Annotated in this window: 22 protein-coding genes and 1 other annotated feature; all 22 genes read right to left on the bottom strand. The window is 36.6% G+C overall.

Annotated elements, in window-relative coordinates; genetic code table 11:
- Positions 1-31: 31 nt before the first annotated feature.
- Positions 32-493 carry a GNAT family N-acetyltransferase gene (locus tag JOC73_RS01505; RefSeq protein ID WP_204400061.1) on the bottom strand — a complete coding sequence of 154 codons (462 nt, stop codon included), beginning with the start codon at positions 491-493 and terminating at the stop codon, positions 32-34.
- A 23-nt stretch (positions 494-516) separates the two neighbouring features.
- On the bottom strand, positions 517-1,332 hold the full coding sequence (locus JOC73_RS01500) for a VanW family protein (RefSeq protein WP_204400060.1): 816 nt from the start codon (positions 1,330-1,332) through the stop codon (positions 517-519).
- A gap of 13 nt (positions 1,333-1,345) precedes the next feature.
- Positions 1,346-1,753 carry a GNAT family N-acetyltransferase gene (locus JOC73_RS01495; protein ID WP_204400059.1) on the bottom strand — a complete coding sequence of 136 codons (408 nt, stop codon included), beginning with the start codon at positions 1,751-1,753 and terminating at the stop codon, positions 1,346-1,348.
- Between the two features lie 36 nt (positions 1,754-1,789).
- On the bottom strand, positions 1,790-2,335 hold the full coding sequence (locus JOC73_RS01490) for a GNAT family N-acetyltransferase (protein ID WP_204400058.1): 546 nt from the start codon (positions 2,333-2,335) through the stop codon (positions 1,790-1,792).
- Positions 2,336-2,540: 205 nt separating this feature from the next.
- Positions 2,541-3,464 (bottom strand): phosphatase PAP2 family protein, encoded by a 924-nt coding sequence (locus JOC73_RS01485; protein WP_204400057.1) that lies wholly within the window; start codon positions 3,462-3,464, stop codon positions 2,541-2,543.
- Positions 3,465-3,690: 226 nt separating this feature from the next.
- Positions 3,691-4,674 carry a phosphotransferase enzyme family protein gene (locus JOC73_RS01480; RefSeq protein WP_204400056.1) on the bottom strand — a complete coding sequence of 328 codons (984 nt, stop codon included), beginning with the start codon at positions 4,672-4,674 and terminating at the stop codon, positions 3,691-3,693.
- Between the two features lie 177 nt (positions 4,675-4,851).
- On the bottom strand, positions 4,852-5,097 hold the full coding sequence (locus JOC73_RS01475; RefSeq protein ID WP_204400055.1) for a hypothetical protein: 246 nt from the start codon (positions 5,095-5,097) through the stop codon (positions 4,852-4,854).
- A 77-nt stretch (positions 5,098-5,174) separates the two neighbouring features.
- On the bottom strand, positions 5,175-5,990 hold the full coding sequence (locus tag JOC73_RS01470; RefSeq protein WP_204400054.1) for a phosphotransferase family protein: 816 nt from the start codon (positions 5,988-5,990) through the stop codon (positions 5,175-5,177).
- Positions 5,991-6,037: 47 nt separating this feature from the next.
- Positions 6,038-6,937: a phosphotransferase family protein gene (locus tag JOC73_RS01465; protein ID WP_204400053.1), complete on the bottom strand. Its 900-nt coding sequence runs from the start codon at positions 6,935-6,937 to the stop codon at positions 6,038-6,040.
- 67 nt (positions 6,938-7,004) lie between these two features.
- Positions 7,005-7,571, bottom strand: coding sequence for a class I SAM-dependent methyltransferase (locus tag JOC73_RS01460; RefSeq protein ID WP_204400052.1), 567 nt, complete (start codon positions 7,569-7,571; stop codon positions 7,005-7,007).
- A 63-nt stretch (positions 7,572-7,634) separates the two neighbouring features.
- Entirely contained in the window at positions 7,635-8,147 is a 513-nt protein-coding gene (locus tag JOC73_RS01455) for a GNAT family N-acetyltransferase (RefSeq protein ID WP_204400051.1), read from the bottom strand.
- A gap of 1 nt (position 8,148) precedes the next feature.
- Positions 8,149-8,553 (bottom strand): NAD-dependent epimerase/dehydratase family protein, encoded by a 405-nt coding sequence (locus tag JOC73_RS01450; RefSeq protein ID WP_204400050.1) that lies wholly within the window; start codon positions 8,551-8,553, stop codon positions 8,149-8,151.
- Between the two features lie 14 nt (positions 8,554-8,567).
- The gene (locus JOC73_RS01445; RefSeq protein WP_204400049.1) at positions 8,568-9,092 is read right to left on the bottom strand and encodes an NAD-dependent epimerase/dehydratase family protein; all 525 of its coding nucleotides are present in this window, start codon (positions 9,090-9,092) and stop codon (positions 8,568-8,570) included.
- A gap of 108 nt (positions 9,093-9,200) precedes the next feature.
- Positions 9,201-10,238 carry a S66 family peptidase gene (locus JOC73_RS01440; RefSeq protein WP_204400048.1) on the bottom strand — a complete coding sequence of 346 codons (1,038 nt, stop codon included), beginning with the start codon at positions 10,236-10,238 and terminating at the stop codon, positions 9,201-9,203.
- A gap of 221 nt (positions 10,239-10,459) precedes the next feature.
- Positions 10,460-10,738: a hypothetical protein gene (locus tag JOC73_RS01435; protein WP_204400047.1), complete on the bottom strand. Its 279-nt coding sequence runs from the start codon at positions 10,736-10,738 to the stop codon at positions 10,460-10,462.
- A 311-nt stretch (positions 10,739-11,049) separates the two neighbouring features.
- Positions 11,050-12,444 (bottom strand): asparagine--tRNA ligase, encoded by a 1,395-nt coding sequence (gene asnS / locus JOC73_RS01430; protein ID WP_204400046.1) that lies wholly within the window; start codon positions 12,442-12,444, stop codon positions 11,050-11,052.
- A gap of 51 nt (positions 12,445-12,495) precedes the next feature.
- Positions 12,496-12,762: a binding site (T-box leader), on the bottom strand.
- Positions 12,763-12,964: 202 nt separating this feature from the next.
- Positions 12,965-14,005: a DMT family transporter gene (locus JOC73_RS01425; protein WP_243427821.1), complete on the bottom strand. Its 1,041-nt coding sequence runs from the start codon at positions 14,003-14,005 to the stop codon at positions 12,965-12,967.
- Positions 14,006-14,027: 22 nt separating this feature from the next.
- The gene (gene proC / locus JOC73_RS01420) at positions 14,028-14,828 is read right to left on the bottom strand and encodes a pyrroline-5-carboxylate reductase (protein ID WP_204400045.1); all 801 of its coding nucleotides are present in this window, start codon (positions 14,826-14,828) and stop codon (positions 14,028-14,030) included.
- Between the two features lie 206 nt (positions 14,829-15,034).
- Positions 15,035-16,363, bottom strand: coding sequence for an FAD-dependent oxidoreductase (locus tag JOC73_RS01415; RefSeq protein ID WP_204400044.1), 1,329 nt, complete (start codon positions 16,361-16,363; stop codon positions 15,035-15,037).
- A 269-nt stretch (positions 16,364-16,632) separates the two neighbouring features.
- Positions 16,633-17,340 carry a flavodoxin family protein gene (locus JOC73_RS01410; protein WP_204400043.1) on the bottom strand — a complete coding sequence of 236 codons (708 nt, stop codon included), beginning with the start codon at positions 17,338-17,340 and terminating at the stop codon, positions 16,633-16,635.
- A 30-nt stretch (positions 17,341-17,370) separates the two neighbouring features.
- Positions 17,371-17,826 (bottom strand): hypothetical protein, encoded by a 456-nt coding sequence (locus JOC73_RS01405; RefSeq protein ID WP_204400042.1) that lies wholly within the window; start codon positions 17,824-17,826, stop codon positions 17,371-17,373.
- A gap of 29 nt (positions 17,827-17,855) precedes the next feature.
- Entirely contained in the window at positions 17,856-18,383 is a 528-nt protein-coding gene (locus JOC73_RS01400; RefSeq protein ID WP_204400041.1) for a GNAT family N-acetyltransferase, read from the bottom strand.
- Positions 18,384-18,433: the final 50 nt, after the last annotated feature.

Raw genomic sequence — 18,433 nt, 5'->3', positions numbered from 1 at the left:
ATTGTTTTATTATATTGTGTTGTAGGGTTTTCTATAAGTTCTTCACCAGTATTAAGCAAGGGTTTTGTTCATCCCACAGATCCTTCAATTCTTCCAATGGGTAAAATCCAACACCTTCATAATATTTCCTCGTCCTAGCATAATAGAGGTCTGGACTTGATTCTCCAACGGTCTTTACCATGAGGTATTTATATGCTTTATCCTTGATCCCCTCTTCTGCCCTTTGGAGCAAACCTTTGCCGATTCCCCTTCTATGATGACCCTCCAAGATCCCCATCACATAGATTTCAGCTGTATATTGATTATTATCTTTAATACTGATGAAGCCCACCGCTTCATTATCTACAAAAGCTGCATAGAAGGGATATTTATATACTGTATTTACATATTTCACTAAAGGCTCCTCTTGCCCAAACCAATGGGGTAGTTGGCGAAGAACCTTCTCTGTAATCATACTTTTTTCTTTTGCATCCTCAACTAATCTAATTTCCATTTCATATTTCCCCCTTATGATTTCTATGATTTAGTCTTACTACCATCCTCTAAAAAGGGTTGATACATCATGATGGCATGGTTCTCAGTAATATACTCATCACCAATTTCCTCTTTATTTAGGTTGAAAACCTTCCTATGGATTGTGTTATGCCTTACATACCCATCCCAGTATTCCAAGGTCATTTGGTGATCCTTTTCATAGACTTCATAGGTATAGATTGGCTCCTTTGTAGTCCTCCACTGACCCACCAGATGATCTGCAGTAAGGTATAGATTCAACTGGTAGGGTTCATCAGTTGGATTATAAATCCTCAAGTCTAAATAGTTGTAGGCACAGGTGGCGCCACTGCCAAAGGGCTGGGTGCGATTGGAGTCGGGAAATACATCATAACTGTGTCGGTGGCGTTCCGTTACCTGTAGAGGAGTATGGAGGGTCATCCAATAGATTAAATTTGAGAGCTGACACAAGCCACCCCCTACCCCTGATTTAAAACCACCATAAAAAAGAACCATTCCATCCTTGTATCCCTTTCTACGGGTTGGTTTTCCAATTAATCTCCAGTAGGACAGCGTCTCACCCGGCTGAATAACAATTCCGTTTAATTTCTTTATGGCAATTTCTATATTTTTAATTTTATTGTATTGATACCACATATCAACATCCTTTAGTTTCCTCAATAGTGGCGTCTGATGTTGAAATACTTCTTTGGGAAGTAGATCCTTATCCATGTTTTTTGCAAATCTAGTCCCTCCGCTATACCATTCAAGATAGCGTTTGTATGTATAGTATATTTTGCCTAACTGTATTCGTATCTTAGATCGTTTGATGGGCTTCATGAACAACCTCCCTTTATTTGCCCCCTTGTTTATCGTAGTTGCGGAACATCATGGCAGTTGCTTTGCACATGCCATACTTCTTATAAAAAGGTGTTTTATCTTCATCACAAACCAAATCAATCATATAATAGCTCTTTAAGGTATCCAGCATAAGTTCAACTAATTTTCTACCAATTCCCTTTCCTTGCTGGGAGGGCACTACCTCCAATAATGGAATATAGGCGGAAAGGACTTTATCTGAAATTGCTGTAATAAAACCAACTACTTTGTTATTGTCCTCGTCTATTGCCAACCAAAAGTAATCACTTTTTTCAAACAGTTCAAAATGTTTCTCCTGTTTTAGGGGTTCAAGCCAGCCCACAAAAAACCCTTCCAATTGTTGAGGTGTAATTCCCTCTATTGTATCAATGTATTTAATCATACTATCATCTCCATTCAAAATAATGGTAGTGAACACTTATAACTTATGTTGATGGATTCGTAGAGGTAACTCCATATGAATGTCTAGGGGTTCTAATTTAAATAACTCTGGATCTACTTCCTTTGCTAGTCTACACCCCATCCCTAGATAGAAATGAACCGTGTTTTCAGATGGTGTGGCTGAAATATAGAGGCACTCAGCCCCCATATCTCTAGCTTTGTCCTTCACCATTTCCACTAGTCTCTTGCCTACTCCTTTACCCCTATAATCACTATTGATATATAAAATATCCATCTTCAACTGATGTTGTCGACTGCCTCTTGGCTTGCTCTCCAAAGATGTAATACCCACCAGTTGGTCGCCATCAAAAGCCCCTGCTATGTATCCAGCTTCTTCATGAATTTTGATTAATCGCTCTAGTATGTCTTCCTGTTCATCTGGAGGGAATCCTTTGACATCAAAATATTCCTTCTCCAAAACTAATTCACCATCTCGAAAGTAATAAATTCCTTCGATAATTTCCCTACGATCAATTTTTATGAATAGTTGTAACTCTTCTCTTTTTAACTCCCTATATTCCATATAACTCCCCCTGACTCTGTTTACAGCTTTGTTAAGTGATTTCCATTATAATACTGTACCTTATCTAGCTGTTTTTAATTATTGTAAATCCCTTATTAATTCTTTGTCACCCTCTTTAAATCCTTTATATTATGCAAAATATTGAAAAAAGAAAAAAATCCTAAGTTTCTATTCCCTAGGATTCTTTATGCTTTATACATTATTACTATCTTGTTACAGCCTTACCAGCTGGTGTTCTTGGAAATCCGCCCCCAACAGTTGATAAACCAAACTTAACAAATACTAATGGAGCAATATATGACGCCCAAAGTCCAATAATACTGTAGCGAATCACATCTGCTGCTAATGGTGCGGTATCACTAAAACCAATCTGTAGGAATAGTGCCTTCAGAATAAATCTTAATCCAAAAAAACCCGCGACTCCAATAACAAACTTTACTACTTGCTTACCAAACGTAGCATCGCTTTGAAAACCAAGGGTTGTGCCCTCCACTTGATAACCCACCAAAAGACCGATCACAAATCCCACCAACATTCCTTTGTCATGGCTTGGTGGAAGTAGCAGGAACAGCGGAAGAATAATAGACAGAAGAATACCTGTTTGGAAGGAAAGTGTTTTCATTTTCTTCACTAGGTCATCATAGAACTGATTGAATAACCATAGAATTACTAGCGCAAAAGACAATCCTCCGAGTATATCAATAGGGAAATGTAATCCCAAATACATTCTAGATAATCCCACTAAAATGATGATGACCACCGCTAAAGCTGTAAAGGCTTTATTTTTAATATAGTAGGCCATATATCCCCAAAAGGAAGCAGTTCCTTGAGTATGTCCACTGGGAAAAGATGAAGTACCAAGGGTTGATTCCTTATAAAGAATTCTTACTTCATCACCTGAGGGACGAGGCACCGCCGTAGTAGCCTTCACCACACTATTTACATAAATAGAAATTAAGAAGTACATGGTAAAGCGAAAAGCCGCCTTTTTATTGATACACCAATAAAATAAGGGAATTGCCAACATATAGTACTCAGGATTGCCAAGTTTTGTAATGTAGGTGAAAAACAAATCTAAAAAACCATTGGAAAATTGCTGTAGCCATAAAATAAACGAAGTATCCGTCACTGAGCTTCCTCCTTTATTCAATATAAATTAAAAGTATCATATTAATCCTTTAGCATCAATATAAATTCTTCTAATTCTCTATCAGAAATAACCTATCCAAATTTCTAGCATGTTTAAAAACAGTTGATATTTGATGATATGAGAAAGACCAGCCACCACAGTATAATATAATTACTTAAGTGGGGCTGGCTTTTACAATAATTTAAAGGATAAGATTTTTAACGATTTACTTTATTAACGGCATACTGAACTGCTCACTTCTTCTTTCCAATACACCCTCTAATTTCCCTCTTAAGTTTACCATCCACTCTGGTTCATTCTCCCATTTCTCATTTATAGACCGTAAAACCCTTGTATAACCATATAAATTGCCAAATCTTTGAAATACATGGAGTTGGTCTAGAGTCTCTTCAGAAAGAGGTTTTACCGACTGATAGCCCTCTAAAAAGCTCTTTATGGCTTCCTCTACCTTGTCTGGTTCTAATTCATCTTTAATACTATTAATTGCCCGCTCTAGATCCATACCGTACCAATGATACATTGAATCGTCGAAATCAATTGGTGTGATTTCCTTTGTCTCTTTGTCAAAGAAAACATTATCTAGTTCAAAGTCATAGTGGATTAATCCATAATTGTCATTCGTTATAGGAAGATTCTTAAAATATGTTTCTAAAATCTGGACTTCCTCTAGCGGCTTTTCTTGGTTTGGAAACTCCGATAAAACATTTTTGATCCATTCTAAATGGTCTTCCCAGCTCCTACGTTTTCCTCCTGTAGGATTATAACCACTACTTAACAAGTGTAAATTTCCTAAGGCTTTCCCCCAAAGAGTTATCATTTTTTCGGTTAGCTCAACCCTACCTAAGCAGTCCCCCTTCACCCTATTAAATACACTGGCATAATATTGCCCCCAAGGGGTGTCAACGACTTCTATTAATCTACCTTGCTTAGAAGTCTTAGGTTGGATTGCAGAATAGCCTTGATTTTGTAGATATAAAAGAAATTCTAGCTCTGCTTCAATATTATCCTTATGTTTTTCATCGTTTGGGGCAAAACGAAGGAAGTACATTTCTTCTTTATTTTTAAAGGGATATATAGCATTGGAGGAAATATTCCAATACTGTAATGGTTCTAAATCATCATATTCCCAGTTGGATACAATCATCGTCGCTAAATCTATATTTGAAAATAAATGTTTAAGTTTTAACATCGACCGACCTCTCTTTTTAATTATTTTTATTTACACAATCTGTTTTACTAATAAGTCTCTATAGTAGCTTGTATTCAGCTATACATCTTGTTGAAAAAAATTCACACAAAAGAAGACCTTCAACTTTAGACTTAATCTGACTAAAATTCTGTGCCACTATTGGAAGGGTCTTTATATCTACTCTAGAATAAGGGTATCTATGCCTTCAATTTCCCCAATGGGTTGACCATCAATCTCCACCACCTGTAGGTCGCAGGTATTAAACCATTTAATGGTTCCTTGATTGTCGCATACGGCGGCGGCTTCAATTTGTCCCTCCCGCTCTGAGAAAAATCTGAAGTTGTCCGATTGAAAAGCCCCATACCCTGTGCCTAAAAGAATATATCTATGACCTGATTCTATATGTTTAACGATGGTTGCCATGTTAAATTCCTCCTTTGTGATGTGATTTCTAATTTTTTAACTCCTTGGGATATTGATTTTTAACCATATGACGTTCCTCACCTTTCCAATCTCAACCGCTTCAGTTCCTTGTCAATCATATTTAAAAGCCACTTTTTCTCATTAGGTACCTCTTCCGTCAGCCTAGCTGCAGCCACAGGCAGTATCCATTGTTGAAAATCCTCAGACGTTTTATGAGTCAATTGAAGGTACTCCTTTAAATAGATGGTGGAGAGTATATGTTTTATAAGTTTTGAAAATATGACAACAAATTTCCCAGTACCTTTTGGCATAAAGGGACTTCTGATCATGAGATAGGTTCTAGCTACATCGCTTAGGGGATTTCCAATATAGACATTAGTCCAATCTATTGTCCTCCAGTCCCCTTGGTTCTCTAAAATATTATCAGGGTGAAAGTCCCCATGACAGACCTTTACATCCTCTGGTAATCCCTTTAGATAATCCAGGATGATTTGTTGCTTTTTCCCCAGTATATGACTAGTTTCTTCTATGGCAGAAACCACCTTTTCCTTTAGGAGGGGTAGTTTGTCAGTTGATTGACTATGAATTTGACTATGTAATCTTGCCATTACTTTTGCATAATAAACCAGCCTAAAGGGATTTAGTTCAATAAGCCATAGCATTGACTTTCCGACAACCCTTTGAAATATAATGCCTCTACGACCATCAATTTCAACCATTCCGTAAACAGCAGGGGCGGCGATGCCAGCCTTCACAACTTCTGTACCTATTTTGGCCTCCGTCTGAATTGCATTTTCAGATACATCATCATAGAATAGTTTCAGTACCTTATCAACTCCGTATTCATAGACTTCCGCCGTCAAACCTTTACCTAGTAAAGAACCTTTTTTCATATTTATCTCCTTTTGAAGTAGTAAGCTTCATTCTCCATCTGATTTACCTATTCAACAAACCTATTCAACAAACTTAGTAGGTATTGGTCTAATCGTTCAATCAGCAATTGATTGGTCAAATCACTTTTATTTAACTCAGTCCAACCCCTATAGACTTCTGGAGGTCCAGGTAAGCACTCTATCAAAGAAAGGATCTCCCAGTAAGGGTGATAACTAAAATGATCCTTCGTTAATAGTAAATATTCATCTAAAAAAGCATCCGCCGTATCTACCCCATGTAATTGGGCAAGATTGAGTCTACAATGACCAACATCTACACCACGGGGACCTATGCAGGCATTCACCCAATCTACTACACCTGAAACCTCGTTATTTTTCCAAAGTACATTGGCGGGATGATAGTCCCTGTGGATAAAACCTATTTCTGTATGGGGTCTATCATTCTTAACGATTTGAATAGCCTTTAACCATTGGTCCGGGACACTAGACCATGATAAGTCCCCCGTTTCAAAAGAACGATTATACGTATAGTAGTTCCAAGGCATATTTACATCAACCGTATGAATGGTTGCAAGGGTTTGGGCTAATCCCCTAAGCCATTCTTTTCTATTATCTGGATCAAGAATCACTTCACCCTCCAGTACCGACATTAAAACGGTGGGATGCTCCGTTTCAAATCCCTTTTCATCAAAAGCAATAATCTTTGGTGAAGGAACTCCAGTCTTTGCAGCACACTCTAGACTCTTTGCTTCATGGAGGGCTAAGTCTGGGCAATTGCCAAGCCATTCTTTGTTGGTGAATTGCCTTAGTACCACCTCTTGATCATCAGAAGTTTTAATACGATATATTGGAGAAGAGATTCCTCCCTTCATTTGAGTCATCTCTTTAATATGAATGTCTTTACCCAATACCTTTTCCAGCCACTGATGTATTAGTTTTTTGTTCATGGTTATCCCCCCTCATCTGTTTAATCCGATCCCTATCATATTATTCAAAACCTCTTGATAAATACATTTATTTCCTCCTATAGAGGTATGTGATAATAAACCCTCTTTCATCATCAGATACAATCTCTTTTATCTGTTGAAAACTGTTCTTTAAGGATTCCAAATCAGAAGGTTGAATTAAATCTTCTTTTTTAATTCTGTCATCCACCCTATGTTTGTGTCCAAAGCCACAAATGAAAAGAACGCCATCCTTTGATATATGTTTAGCTAAATCTCCTAAAAGATTTGGACTAAATCGATAGTGATTTATAACTATATTATCAAATACACCTAAATCCTTTAGAAAATCAGCAGAATTCAAGTCCGCCTGCAATGTATTAACAGAGTAATTTGCCTGTTTTGCGAAATCCTTTAGTCTTGTCAAAGCTTCTTCACTAAAATCAACACCTGTTACTTTAAAGCCTTCTTGCAGCAAAAACAAATCATTTCTACCATCCCCGCAGGCTAAATCAAGAACAGATCCTTTTTTAAAATAGGTAATATTACCTACTAAAGAAGATTCTGGATTTAATAGAACATTTCCTCTTTTAATAAATTTCTTGTTCCAAAACTCCTTATTTCCCATGTATTCCATAGTGGCCCCCCATAGATATAATTTGCATAGATTTATAATTAGATTTAGAGTTAGCGTTGTCTTCTAGATCTTTTCTATTTCATTCTCCAAAATGGACATCATGATGATGGACTCGTATTTTCCATTGTAAAGGACACAGTCCCTTAAAATACCTTCATCCTTAAAGCCTTCACTTTTGTATAAGTTATGGGCTCTGTCGTTGCTACATCTAACATCTAGCCATAATCTATGGCCATCTAGTTCTTGAAAAGCTAACCTCTTCATTAATCTTAAGACCTCTCTCCCAAAGCCTTTGCCCGGTGTGGTGATAACTAGTCTTTTAAGCTCTATACTATGGTGGGGATTTTGTAATCCTGCTACAATCATATATCCAACCTTGTTGTTATTGGTTCTGTCTTCTATAATGAGGTGTAAAATATCCTTGTCTGTTAGTGACTTGCTATGCTTATCGATCCCCCATTGGTCTACATAGGCGGCATTTGCAGGGTCCCTTTCGGAGGTTACTACAAAATCCAAATCTTCTTCCTTCGTATTTCTGATTCTTATTTGACTGGTCTCTACAAAGATTTTTCTCATTCTACACACCCCTTAGTACTTCATCCATTTTATCCATTCTTACGTCTTGAACCAGTGGCTTAACTCCCCTATACCATTTGTATGTACGGGTTAATCCATCTTCTAAATCTATCTGGGGGACATGTAGTCCATCCCGCTCCAATTTCTTAATGTCTAGCATATAGGTGACATTTCTGAAGGGGAAGTACTGCCGTTCGTGAACTTGCGCATTTTGGCTATCAATTTGCACGACCTTTACCTCTTTTTTTACTACATCCATAGCAATATTCAACAACTGTTGCCATCCTACAATACGAGGATGGGTAACGTTACATGCCTGACCAATGGTCTTGTCAGTATGAACTACACTTTCAAAAATTCTTGCAAGGTCGTCAATATGAATGAACTGTGTTGTGACATTCCCCATAGGTATAGGGAAATCTAACCCCGCTGAAATACGGTCAAATAAATAGGCTTCCCTGTACAAGTTGTTTCCTTCTCCATATAGGTTGGACGCAACATGGTTACAGGGAAATTCTCCTTTTCATATAATTCAAATAGATAATCCTCTGCTTCTTTTTTATCTAAGCCATATTTTCCCCAGTTGATATTTTCACCTCTAGTAAAATCTTCTGATTCTACTTCGTTTGAAGGAATGTATACCCCACCAGTACTACATAGGACGTATCTCTTCAAGGACTCCCTATTCATGACCCCTGTCAGCTTTTCTACATCTTCCTTTGTGTAGGCAGAGATATCAAAAACATAATCATAAGTCTCGTTGGAGATATTTGCTCTTAAATCCTCCAACGATTTTCGATCTCCTTTTAAATGTTTTCTTACACCTTCATATTTAATCGGTTTATTACCCCTTGTAAATATATCTACTGTGTAGCCCTTTGATATTAAAAATTGAGCAATTGAACTACTGACAAATTCGGTTCCACCCATAACTAAAGTCTTCATAATATTCCCCCTTACAATTTCTAGTCTTAGATTGTAAACACTTTAATTAAAGCAACATTTAAAACAAAATGAAAATCTATAGTCATTCTATAAAAAATCAAATGATATTTAAACTACCCCGGATTCTACAATACTAAAGGTGGCATCACCACAATTGATTTCTGCCGCTGCTCCATAGGGTAATATCGCCAATGGTGCAGTATGGCCAAAGCTCACGTTATATAAAATAGGTAAGTCTACTAATTTTAATTCCTTGCTTACTACTTTATCTATTACTTGCTTGTATTCCTCATAATATTGGTTGTCATAGGGTTTAGCAAAAATAATCCCCTTCAGTCTCTGAAGAATTCCTTGGGAACCATAATTTCTTAGCCAATAGGTAACAAATTCTGGAGTTGGTAAATCTTCAGAAGTCTCTAGAAATAAGATTGCATTCTCCCATTCATCCAAAGTGGGCCAAATTTCAGTCCCTTTCATCATTTCCAATACCTCTATACATCCACCTAACAAATGCCCCCTAACAATCCCTTGTCCCTGTAAAATTTCATAACCAGTGTTTTCGTACACTTTTCGTTTGATGTTTTTATTTCTTTCTTCCCAAGGTATATACTCACTTGTCCAAAAGTGAGGCGCTGGTATATTTCCAATAGGAGAGTCATCAAACAAGACTTTTTGCACCCAAAGCTTTGTATAGTCAAACATCTCAACATTTTCAGCAAGCTCAGCCATTATAGAAGGGCCAGAAAAGCTAGAAAGCCCAGCCTTATAGCAAATAAAGTGGCTAATGGTCGTATCAGAATAACCAATAAATACTTTAGGATTTTTTCTAATAACATCAAAATCTATATAGGGCAAAATTCTAATGCTTTCGTCGCCCCCTATACAGGTGAATATTCCTTTTATGGAGGGGTCTTTAAAGGCATTCATTAGATCTTCTGCTCTTTTTTCTGGATGTTCATAGATGTATTGAGAGCCCTTTAAGGTATTCTCCATCTCCACTACCTCCAGTTGAAACTCTTCCTTTAGTCGCCTTTTACCAAGATTGTATCTCCAAATGAATTCTTCGTCGCCAGCACCACCCCAAGATAAACTGACAGTTGCTACCTTATCTCCTGGGTTGAGCTTTACAGGTTTGACTAGTCCCATTAAATATTCCTCCTTAGTACAGTTAAGTAGCTGGATGACTATTATATATATATACTATAATGTTACACTATACTACAGCCCTCCACCATCTCCATAATTTGATCAAGACCTCGAATCCATATTAACAGATAATTTAAAAAATAAGCTACCCTGTGTATATTCCACAAGATAGCTTTATTTCCTTCTATTTGGAATTGAATTAATACTCCATTGTTGGATATTTACTTACTAACCGCAACCATTATCTGCGAAATACCTGCAAAAATATTTAAAATCCCTCCAAGTAATCCTACATAAAACATAAATCTCCAATACTGCCTACTGATTTTACCTTCACTATATTGGTGTTTTGATGAGTAGACTAGACCGAACATTACAATCGCTAAAGATAAAGGACCTAATCCAGGAATCATTATTTTTTTGTATAAATAGGACAGAGATGAAATGATGGTAATTATGGCGGCCAGCAACGTGGCGCCCCTGATCATTTTATATTTCACTCCCATCAGCCTCCTTTTATTTTAGACATAGTCACCATAATATAATTATGACAACTAACTTTCCTTTTATATCATTTCTTTACAGAATACTACCTTGAGCTGCCTCGAGACTCGATTAACTAATTGTTATATGTATCTACTCAATGATTTATTCTACATCACAATCTATTTTCCCTGCATTGTTAATAATTATTAATAGATTCTCCATGTAAGTTTCTTCAGCTGAGATTTTATGTGCAATTTTTTGCTACTATAATGTTCATAAAAATACCCCAAAATTAGATTTTGATCTAACTTTGGGGTTCACATCATTAAAACTCAGCAGACTTAACTGTTCTTGGGAATGGAATTACGTCTCTAATGTTTGACATACCCGTCAGGTACATTACAGCCCTCTCAAATCCTAATCCGTATCCAGCATGTTTAACTCCACCATATTTTCTAAGCTCAAGGTACCACCATAAGCTTTCTTTTTCGATGCCTATGTCTTCCATTCTCTTTTCTAATATATCTAATCGCTCTTCCCTTTGGCTTCCACCGATGATCTCACCAACACCTGGTACAAGTAAATCCATTGCAGCAACTGTTTTTCCATCATCATTTAGACGCATATAGAAGGCCTTAATATCCTTTGGATAATCAGTAACAAATACAGGCTTTTTAAATACCTCTTCTGCTAAGTATCTTTCATGCTCTGTTTGAAGATCTGATCCCCACTCTACAGGGTATTCAAAGTTTTTATCTGCATTTTTCAAGATTTCTATTGCTTCAGTATAGGTTACACGTCCAAAATCAGAGCTCACGATGTTTTGAAGTCTTTCTAACAGACCCTTATCAATAAAGCTATTGAAGAAGTTCATTTCTTCTGGAGCATGTTCTAGTACATATCTAATAATATATTTCATCATATCTTCTGCTAAATCCATGTTGTCATTTAAATCAGCAAAAGCAATCTCTGGCTCCATCATCCAAAACTCTGCAGCATGTCTAGTAGTATTGGAGTTTTCAGCTCTAAAGGTAGGTCCAAAGTTATACACATTTCTAAAAGCAAGGGCATATGCTTCAGCCTCTAGCTGACCACTCACTGTAAGGTTTGTTTCTTTACCAAAGAAGTCTTTTGAAAAATCAAGTTTTCCATACTCATCCTTTGGAAGCTTTTCTAAATCCAAAGTTGTAACTCTAAACATCTCCCCCGCACCTTCAGCATCACTGGCAGTTACGATAGGTGTGTTGACATATACGAAGTTTCTCTCTTGGAAAAACTTGTGGATGGCGAATGATAATAGGGAGCGAACTCTAAATACTGCTGAAAAAGTATTACTTCTTGGCCTTAAATGGGCGATTGTTCTTAAGTACTCAAAACTATGCTTCTTCTTTTGAAGTGGATACTCTGACTCTGAGTCTGCTTCTAATTTTATACTGGTTGCTTGAATCTCAAAAGGTTGCTTAGAGTTTGGCGTTTCTACTAATTTACCAACAACTTCTATAGCAGAGCTGATTACAAGCTTAGATAATTCTTTAAAGTTTTCATGGGAATCGTCGAATACGATTTGTAGGTTTTTGAAAAAGCTTCCATCATTCATTTCAATAAACCCAAAGTTTTTAGATGCTCTTACAGTTCTTACCCATCCAGAAACTTTTACTTCTTTTCCTAAATACTGACTACTGTCTTCTTTGTACATTTGTCTGATTAATGTAGTTTCCATTTTAACTGCCTCCTTTATAATTTTATACAAAAATAAAGTCTTCCATCCCATAAAAGGGACGAAAGACTATCTCTCGCGGTACCACCCTGATTGTCAATAAAGACCACCTTAAACCAGTACTAACATACTGTCCAATGCTAACGGTTCGGTTCCGTCTAAGTCTACTCTCTAAAAATACTCTATTATGTAAGTTCGCATAATTAGATTTCGGTTAGAAACTCCGAGATGTTCTTCAATATAGCTCTCGTATCGATCTCCCACTATCACCGACTCGCTAAAACTACCTTCTATATCTACTCTTCTCATCACAGTTTTTAATTTATTATGGAATATTATATTATTTAATTTATTATTTGTCAATTATTTAATAATTATTCTAAAAAAAGTTATTAGAAAAAAAGTTTTTAAGTATTAATCATCGTATATAAACTATTTATATAGATGTATGAGATGATAAAAACAAACCCATCAAAGAATCAATTTTCAATGGGTCATACATAGTTAATACCCTTAAATTATTTCAATACTTGAATCTCACTTTTTGCCAATTGCTTTTCAAGTGCGTTATGCTAGTATTCTTGTCATAGTTTACAGCTATAATACCTATAGATACCAGCCCAAGAGCCCCCAGCATATATGGGGTTAATCTCTCGCCGGGTATAAAAATAACCGAAAGCAATGCCCCAGATACAGGAACCATGAATTTATACAGACTAATCTCCCCAGCTTTGTTATGTCTCAATAGGGCATACCAAAGAGAAAAGGCAGTTGCTGATAAAAAGGCTGAATATAGCAATAGACCTAAAGCTACAGGGGTAAACTTCAGCCCCTCTCCCCCTAGACCAGTTAAACCCCATACAATCAATAGGATAGATCCCATTAACATCTGCCATGCTGTCACCAAGAATGGATTAACATGTTTGGTAAGGCTCTTAGCGATAATCATTCCCGTAGCATTCATCAAGCTGGCAAGAATCACATACCCCTCTCCCTTAAATACAAAGGATGTATCTAGTCCCTCTTTGCCACCATTCATAAGGATGATTCCAGCAAAACCAGCGATTAAACCAATGGTCTTTTTGCTATTAATCTTGTCATTATCATAAATAAAATGGGCAAAAATTACGACGAAAAAAGAACCCATAGAGGTTAATACCGAGCCCTTGATCCCTGTTGTGTTTCCTAGTCCGTTATAGAAGAAGAAATATTGTAAGGTCGTCTGTAAAATTCCTAAGACAATCAATTCTTTATAGAGCTTTTTCTCTACCTTTAGATTCTTCCTTAAGCCAAATGCAACTAAACCGAATAATAGCATAGAAGCTAAAAAGAATCGAAATCCTGCCAACAGGATTTTAGCACTAATATCCTCTGGACCAATCCCCAGTTCTAAATAACTGACCTTTAATACAGGAAATGCGCTTCCCCACAATAGTGAACATAAGAGGGCTAAGCCAACAATACTCCATCGGTTGGTTAATATTTTATGACTATCAAATCCTTCATTTTTGTTACTTTGATCGCTCATTTTATATTTTTTGATCTTTGTGTTTTTATTTTCCATGATGCGCTCCCTCTATAAGGACTTATATTTTCCCAATCATTCTACCGCAGGCCTCCATAGCTTCGATTACTGTTCCCCGAAGTCCCTTCTTCTCTAGAGCTGCCACACCTTGAATAGTGACACCACCTGGGGAGGTTACTGAATCCTTTAGTATCCCTGGGTGCATTTGCATTTCCAGTAACATTTTGCCTGTTCCGATTAAGGCTTGAGCTGCGTATTGATATGCTTTGTCCCTTGGAACCCCTTGTAGGACTGCTCCGTCGGCTAAAGCTTCTGCAAATAGAGCAATGAAGGCTGGACTACAACCGCTTATTGTTGTAACCATATCAACCATTGCTTCATTTATTACATCTACTTTACCAATACTACTTAGTAGATCCACCACTTGATTCAACTCATCTTCAGACACTTCTTTACTTCCGGTAGCCATCGTTAGCCCCTCACCTACTGCAACTGCCACATTTGGCATTATTCTAACGATTTTCTTTGGAGTTGAAAAATAGTGATTAATGTCAGCTATTGAAACACCGGCTGCCATCGAAACTAATATATGATGCTCCTCAACGAAATCCTTTATTTCATTAAGTACCTCCTGATAATTATCTGGCTTGACACTTAAGAAAACAATATCACAGTTCTTAACTAGCTCAACATTGTTTTCCCATATATTAACTTGCTTTTCATCAGCGAAAGCCTCCGCCTTACTTAGTGTTCTATTACTGATATAGATGTTTTCATTCATCCCAACAAAGTTAGCCACCAATCCAGTAACGATTGTTTGAGCCATTTTACCCACACCAATAAATCCAATTTTCTTTTCCATGCTGTCACCTCTTATATGAAATTTTATTCTCCCCACTGTTTTATGGGATTTTCCGTTATCACACGGTTTCCATTATATCTTATTCCCCTTATATATTCAAATTAATGAGTTGCATTTTTATGATACTTAATGAAATAGAATTACTACAGACTAAAGCAGACTGCCATTTAACAGTCTGCTTTATACTTATCTTATTTTATGCTTGATTACTCTGCCTGTAGTCCTGCTTGATTCAATAGATTCCATGGCTTATTGTAATGGGGTTGGAAGAAGAAATCCACAAATGCCAATTCATCCATTGTCATGTTGTTTTGAATACATACAGACACCGTATTAATACACTGGGTTAAGTCAGTCCTGGAGATAATTTGAGCACCTAATATTTTACGTGTACCTCTTTCGTAAACTACTTTTAATTTCGCTTGGTCATAGGTAGGCATGAACTCTGGTCTGTAATTATCTGTCACAGTTACCGTTTGAATGTCTAATCCTAGTTCCTTTGCCGAATGCTCAGTTAATCCTGTAGATGCAATGTTTTCTTCATATATTTTAATACCAGACGTTCCTTGGGTGCCCATGTATTTTGTAGTTGGTTTAACAAGGTTTCTAGCCACAAGCGTTCCCATACGTACTGCATTTGTAGCCAATGGAATATATGAAGATTCACCAGTAGGGTTGTAGATCACCGCACAACTATCACCAGCAGCGAAAATATCTTCTTTACTTGTTCTCATGTATTCGTCAATGATGATGGCACCATTACCTAGCATTTCTAATTGTCCTTTGAATAGTTCTGTATTTGGCCTGAATCCAATGCAAAGGATTACAAGGTCAGCATCGTATTCTCCATTACCAGTGATGACTTTAGTTACTTTACCATCTTTTCCTTCAAAACGACTCACCGTTTCACCTAATGCCAGCTTCACACCACGATCGGCAAATGCCTTTTCTGCAATATCTGTGAATTCTTTATCTAAATATCTGTTCAGAATACGTTCTTGACTGTCAATAAGGGTCACTTGCTTATCATTCATTTCAAATGCTTCCACCAACTCTACACCGATATATCCAGCCCCAACAACAACAATATTTTTTGCTTCTTTAGCTTTTTCAATAATTGTATTTGAATGGACATAGTTCTTTGATAATAGAATATTGTCAAGCTTGATTCCATCAATAGGTGGTACAATCGGCCAAGAACCTGTTGTGATAATTAATTTATCAAAATTGTCTTCGAAAGTTTCATTTGTTTCTAAATTATTAACAGTTAACGTCTTAGCATCTACGTCTACTGACACAACATCATGACGCATTTTAGTTTTCACTCCTAATGATGTTAATTCTTCTGGTGAAGAATAGAATAATCCTTTAGGGTCTTGTATAACGCCACCGACATATAACGCGATCCCACATGATAAAAATGAGATATTATCATTTCGTTCATATACTGTAACTTCTGCATCTGGATAAAGCTTTACTGTATTTAAAATTGCAGCAGTACCTGCATGTGTACATCCAATAACGGCTATTTTCATTGTTAATTGCCCTCCTAAAAAATATGATTTAATCCTAATATGTAGTTACCCTGACTGTGTAGAATTAATCACAGAGTTGATATTTATTCTCATTTTTATTGTCTTCATTATTTTCCTATAACTCGCTCAATCATTTTGCCTCTTTAAATAATTTCCCCCGTCTCTTGCCTTATATACCTCTTTATAGGTTAATTTAATGGCAAAAAAACAGACTATAGATCGTATAGTCTGAGGGAATGATTTTTACAATAATAGCCAAGATATAGACGCTAGAATGGATTCGTCTTTCTCCATCCTTTTTCTTGCCAATATTTTTTGTCCAGGTTCCCTTCTGGGTATCCTTGAATCACACGTTTCATCATACCGAAGATCATACGGGTGAAAATATGGGGAAGAAGTTGATCTCTCCCTTTAACCCTTTTATAAAACCTCCGAGCATTCCTAATGATTCGTTTTTCAAACTTCAACTGCTTTTTCAGACTCATTTCTTCCCAATCCTTAGCAAATAGTGTAAATCCAGCTTTATAGATTCTTTTAACTCCCCAATAGCGGAGATTTCTTTCAATGGGATTCATGGCTTTTCCAGTACCTGCTCCTGCTGTCGTGGAAATAATCTGTGCCACCTTTGAAAACATTTCCTCCATTGGTCTATGGGGGATAAACATATGGGCTAAATGATCTAGCAATGCTTTCATCTGAGCAGATTCAGCCAATACATACACTGGTGTTGTTAATATTAGTCCATCAGCCTCTTTCATGGCTTCTTTGATAGGCTGAACAAAAGAAGCATGGGGGCACTGATCCTCACCTTTTTCAAAACAGACAAAACAACCGCAACAATAATGGGGCATATCCCTATGAAGGAAAAACTCTGTAAATTCTACCTCTCCAAGTCTTTTCATTTCTTCTTTAAAACATTCTGTGACTTTATATGTATTACCTTTTCGAGGGCTACCATGTAGTATACAGATTTTCATCTTTTAACACCTCCAAAGTTTTAGGAGTTTTTAAAAACCTAATACCGTCAATATAATCACCGCGGGGATTAATAGAACTCCCGCAACCCACCAGTATCCAAATTTAACTACTTCATCAGGGGTCATTTCCTTAGCACTCTTTGATTTAATTACCCCAGTTAATGTTAATAGAGATATTAAAACAACTGCACCTTGTATAAAAGCAGTGGTACGCAGTAAACTTCCCTCTTTTAGGTAAAGTACCCACAGTCTTGAAATACCTGAGATGCCAAGAGCAATCATTTGGGGGTTTTCATTTGTCACTGGTTTCACTTTTTTAAACCCATTAAATATAGTCATCAAAGCAAAGGCTAGTGTAATATCACCAATAATATTTAGCATTATTACTAAGTCAAAACCATTTCCTTCAGCAACAATCATGAAGTTCCATAAAACATTTAAAATAGCAAAGATTCCAAAACCTATATACCTTCTCTTGATACTCAAGGAACATCCCTCCCTCAGAAATAATTAATTTATTTTACTTCATTAAGTCTTTTTAACAACTCATCTAAATCCCACACAAATATGTCCACCAGTGCCTTCTGTCCTTTAAGAGATTGGAGCATTTGTTTTTTCACTGTACCACCAAGGTATCTATAAAACTTATTTGAAGGTACATCATACCAATTATAAACAATACATTCCATAAACCCATACCCAATAAATTCTTCTACCACAGTTTTCATTAGTTTAATACTGATTCCCTTCCCCCTGTAGGCTTCATTTACAAACAAATAGTTGATTTCTACACCTTTAGAACTATCCTCTTCCTCTGCAATACTAGCTCCTATGTATCCTACAAATTGATCTCCATGAAAGGCACCATACATTCGTCTAATATCATCAGTTTCGTCATTAATCCATATTAATATGTTTTCCAATGTCTCCTCTTTATTAAATACATCAGGAGGAACCACTCCAGCATAATCCTTATTCCAACACTGAATGTTTAATTCAACAGCCATTTCTATTTCTTTATTTGATAATTTTCTTATAATCATTACCCGCCACCCCTTCTAACTCAATAAGAATTTTGAATCGTTACTTAACA

The organism is Alkaliphilus hydrothermalis (assembly GCF_016908555.1).
GTDB lineage: Bacteria > Bacillota > Clostridia > Peptostreptococcales > Natronincolaceae > Alkaliphilus > Alkaliphilus hydrothermalis.
This window is presented reverse-complemented; position numbering and strand designations above follow the sequence as displayed.

Excerpts from the sequence above, each read along its gene's own strand:
- JOC73_RS01455 (WP_204400051.1), bottom strand. The coding sequence starts at position 8,147 with ATGAGAAAAATCTTTGTAGAGACCAGTCAAATAAGAATCAGAAATACG.
- JOC73_RS01425 (WP_243427821.1), bottom strand. The coding sequence starts at position 14,005 with ATGGAAAATAAAAACACAAAGATCAAAAAATATAAAATGAGCGATCAA.
- JOC73_RS01500 (WP_204400060.1), bottom strand. The coding sequence starts at position 1,332 with ATGAAGCCCATCAAACGATCTAAGATACGAATACAGTTAGGCAAAATA.
- JOC73_RS01505 (WP_204400061.1), bottom strand. The coding sequence starts at position 493 with ATGGAAATTAGATTAGTTGAGGATGCAAAAGAAAAAAGTATGATTACA.
- asnS (WP_204400046.1), bottom strand. The coding sequence starts at position 12,444 with ATGGAAACTACATTAATCAGACAAATGTACAAAGAAGACAGTAGTCAG.
- JOC73_RS01445 (WP_204400049.1), bottom strand. The coding sequence starts at position 9,092 with ATGAAGACTTTAGTTATGGGTGGAACCGAATTTGTCAGTAGTTCAATT.
- JOC73_RS01475 (WP_204400055.1), bottom strand. The coding sequence starts at position 5,097 with ATGGCAACCATCGTTAAACATATAGAATCAGGTCATAGATATATTCTT.
- JOC73_RS01410 (WP_204400043.1), bottom strand. The coding sequence starts at position 17,340 with ATGAAAATCTGTATACTACATGGTAGCCCTCGAAAAGGTAATACATAT.
- JOC73_RS01465 (WP_204400053.1), bottom strand. The coding sequence starts at position 6,937 with ATGAACAAAAAACTAATACATCAGTGGCTGGAAAAGGTATTGGGTAAA.
- JOC73_RS01470 (WP_204400054.1), bottom strand. The coding sequence starts at position 5,990 with ATGAAAAAAGGTTCTTTACTAGGTAAAGGTTTGACGGCGGAAGTCTAT.
- JOC73_RS01480 (WP_204400056.1), bottom strand. The coding sequence starts at position 4,674 with ATGTTAAAACTTAAACATTTATTTTCAAATATAGATTTAGCGACGATG.
- JOC73_RS01495 (WP_204400059.1), bottom strand. The coding sequence starts at position 1,753 with ATGATTAAATACATTGATACAATAGAGGGAATTACACCTCAACAATTG.
- JOC73_RS01400 (WP_204400041.1), bottom strand. The coding sequence starts at position 18,383 with ATGATTATAAGAAAATTATCAAATAAAGAAATAGAAATGGCTGTTGAA.
- JOC73_RS01450 (WP_204400050.1), bottom strand. The coding sequence starts at position 8,553 with ATGGGGAATGTCACAACACAGTTCATTCATATTGACGACCTTGCAAGA.
- JOC73_RS01460 (WP_204400052.1), bottom strand. The coding sequence starts at position 7,571 with ATGGAATACATGGGAAATAAGGAGTTTTGGAACAAGAAATTTATTAAA.
- JOC73_RS01440 (WP_204400048.1), bottom strand. The coding sequence starts at position 10,238 with ATGGGACTAGTCAAACCTGTAAAGCTCAACCCAGGAGATAAGGTAGCA.
- JOC73_RS01415 (WP_204400044.1), bottom strand. The coding sequence starts at position 16,363 with ATGAAAATAGCCGTTATTGGATGTACACATGCAGGTACTGCTGCAATT.
- JOC73_RS01490 (WP_204400058.1), bottom strand. The coding sequence starts at position 2,335 with ATGGAATATAGGGAGTTAAAAAGAGAAGAGTTACAACTATTCATAAAA.
- proC (WP_204400045.1), bottom strand. The coding sequence starts at position 14,828 with ATGGAAAAGAAAATTGGATTTATTGGTGTGGGTAAAATGGCTCAAACA.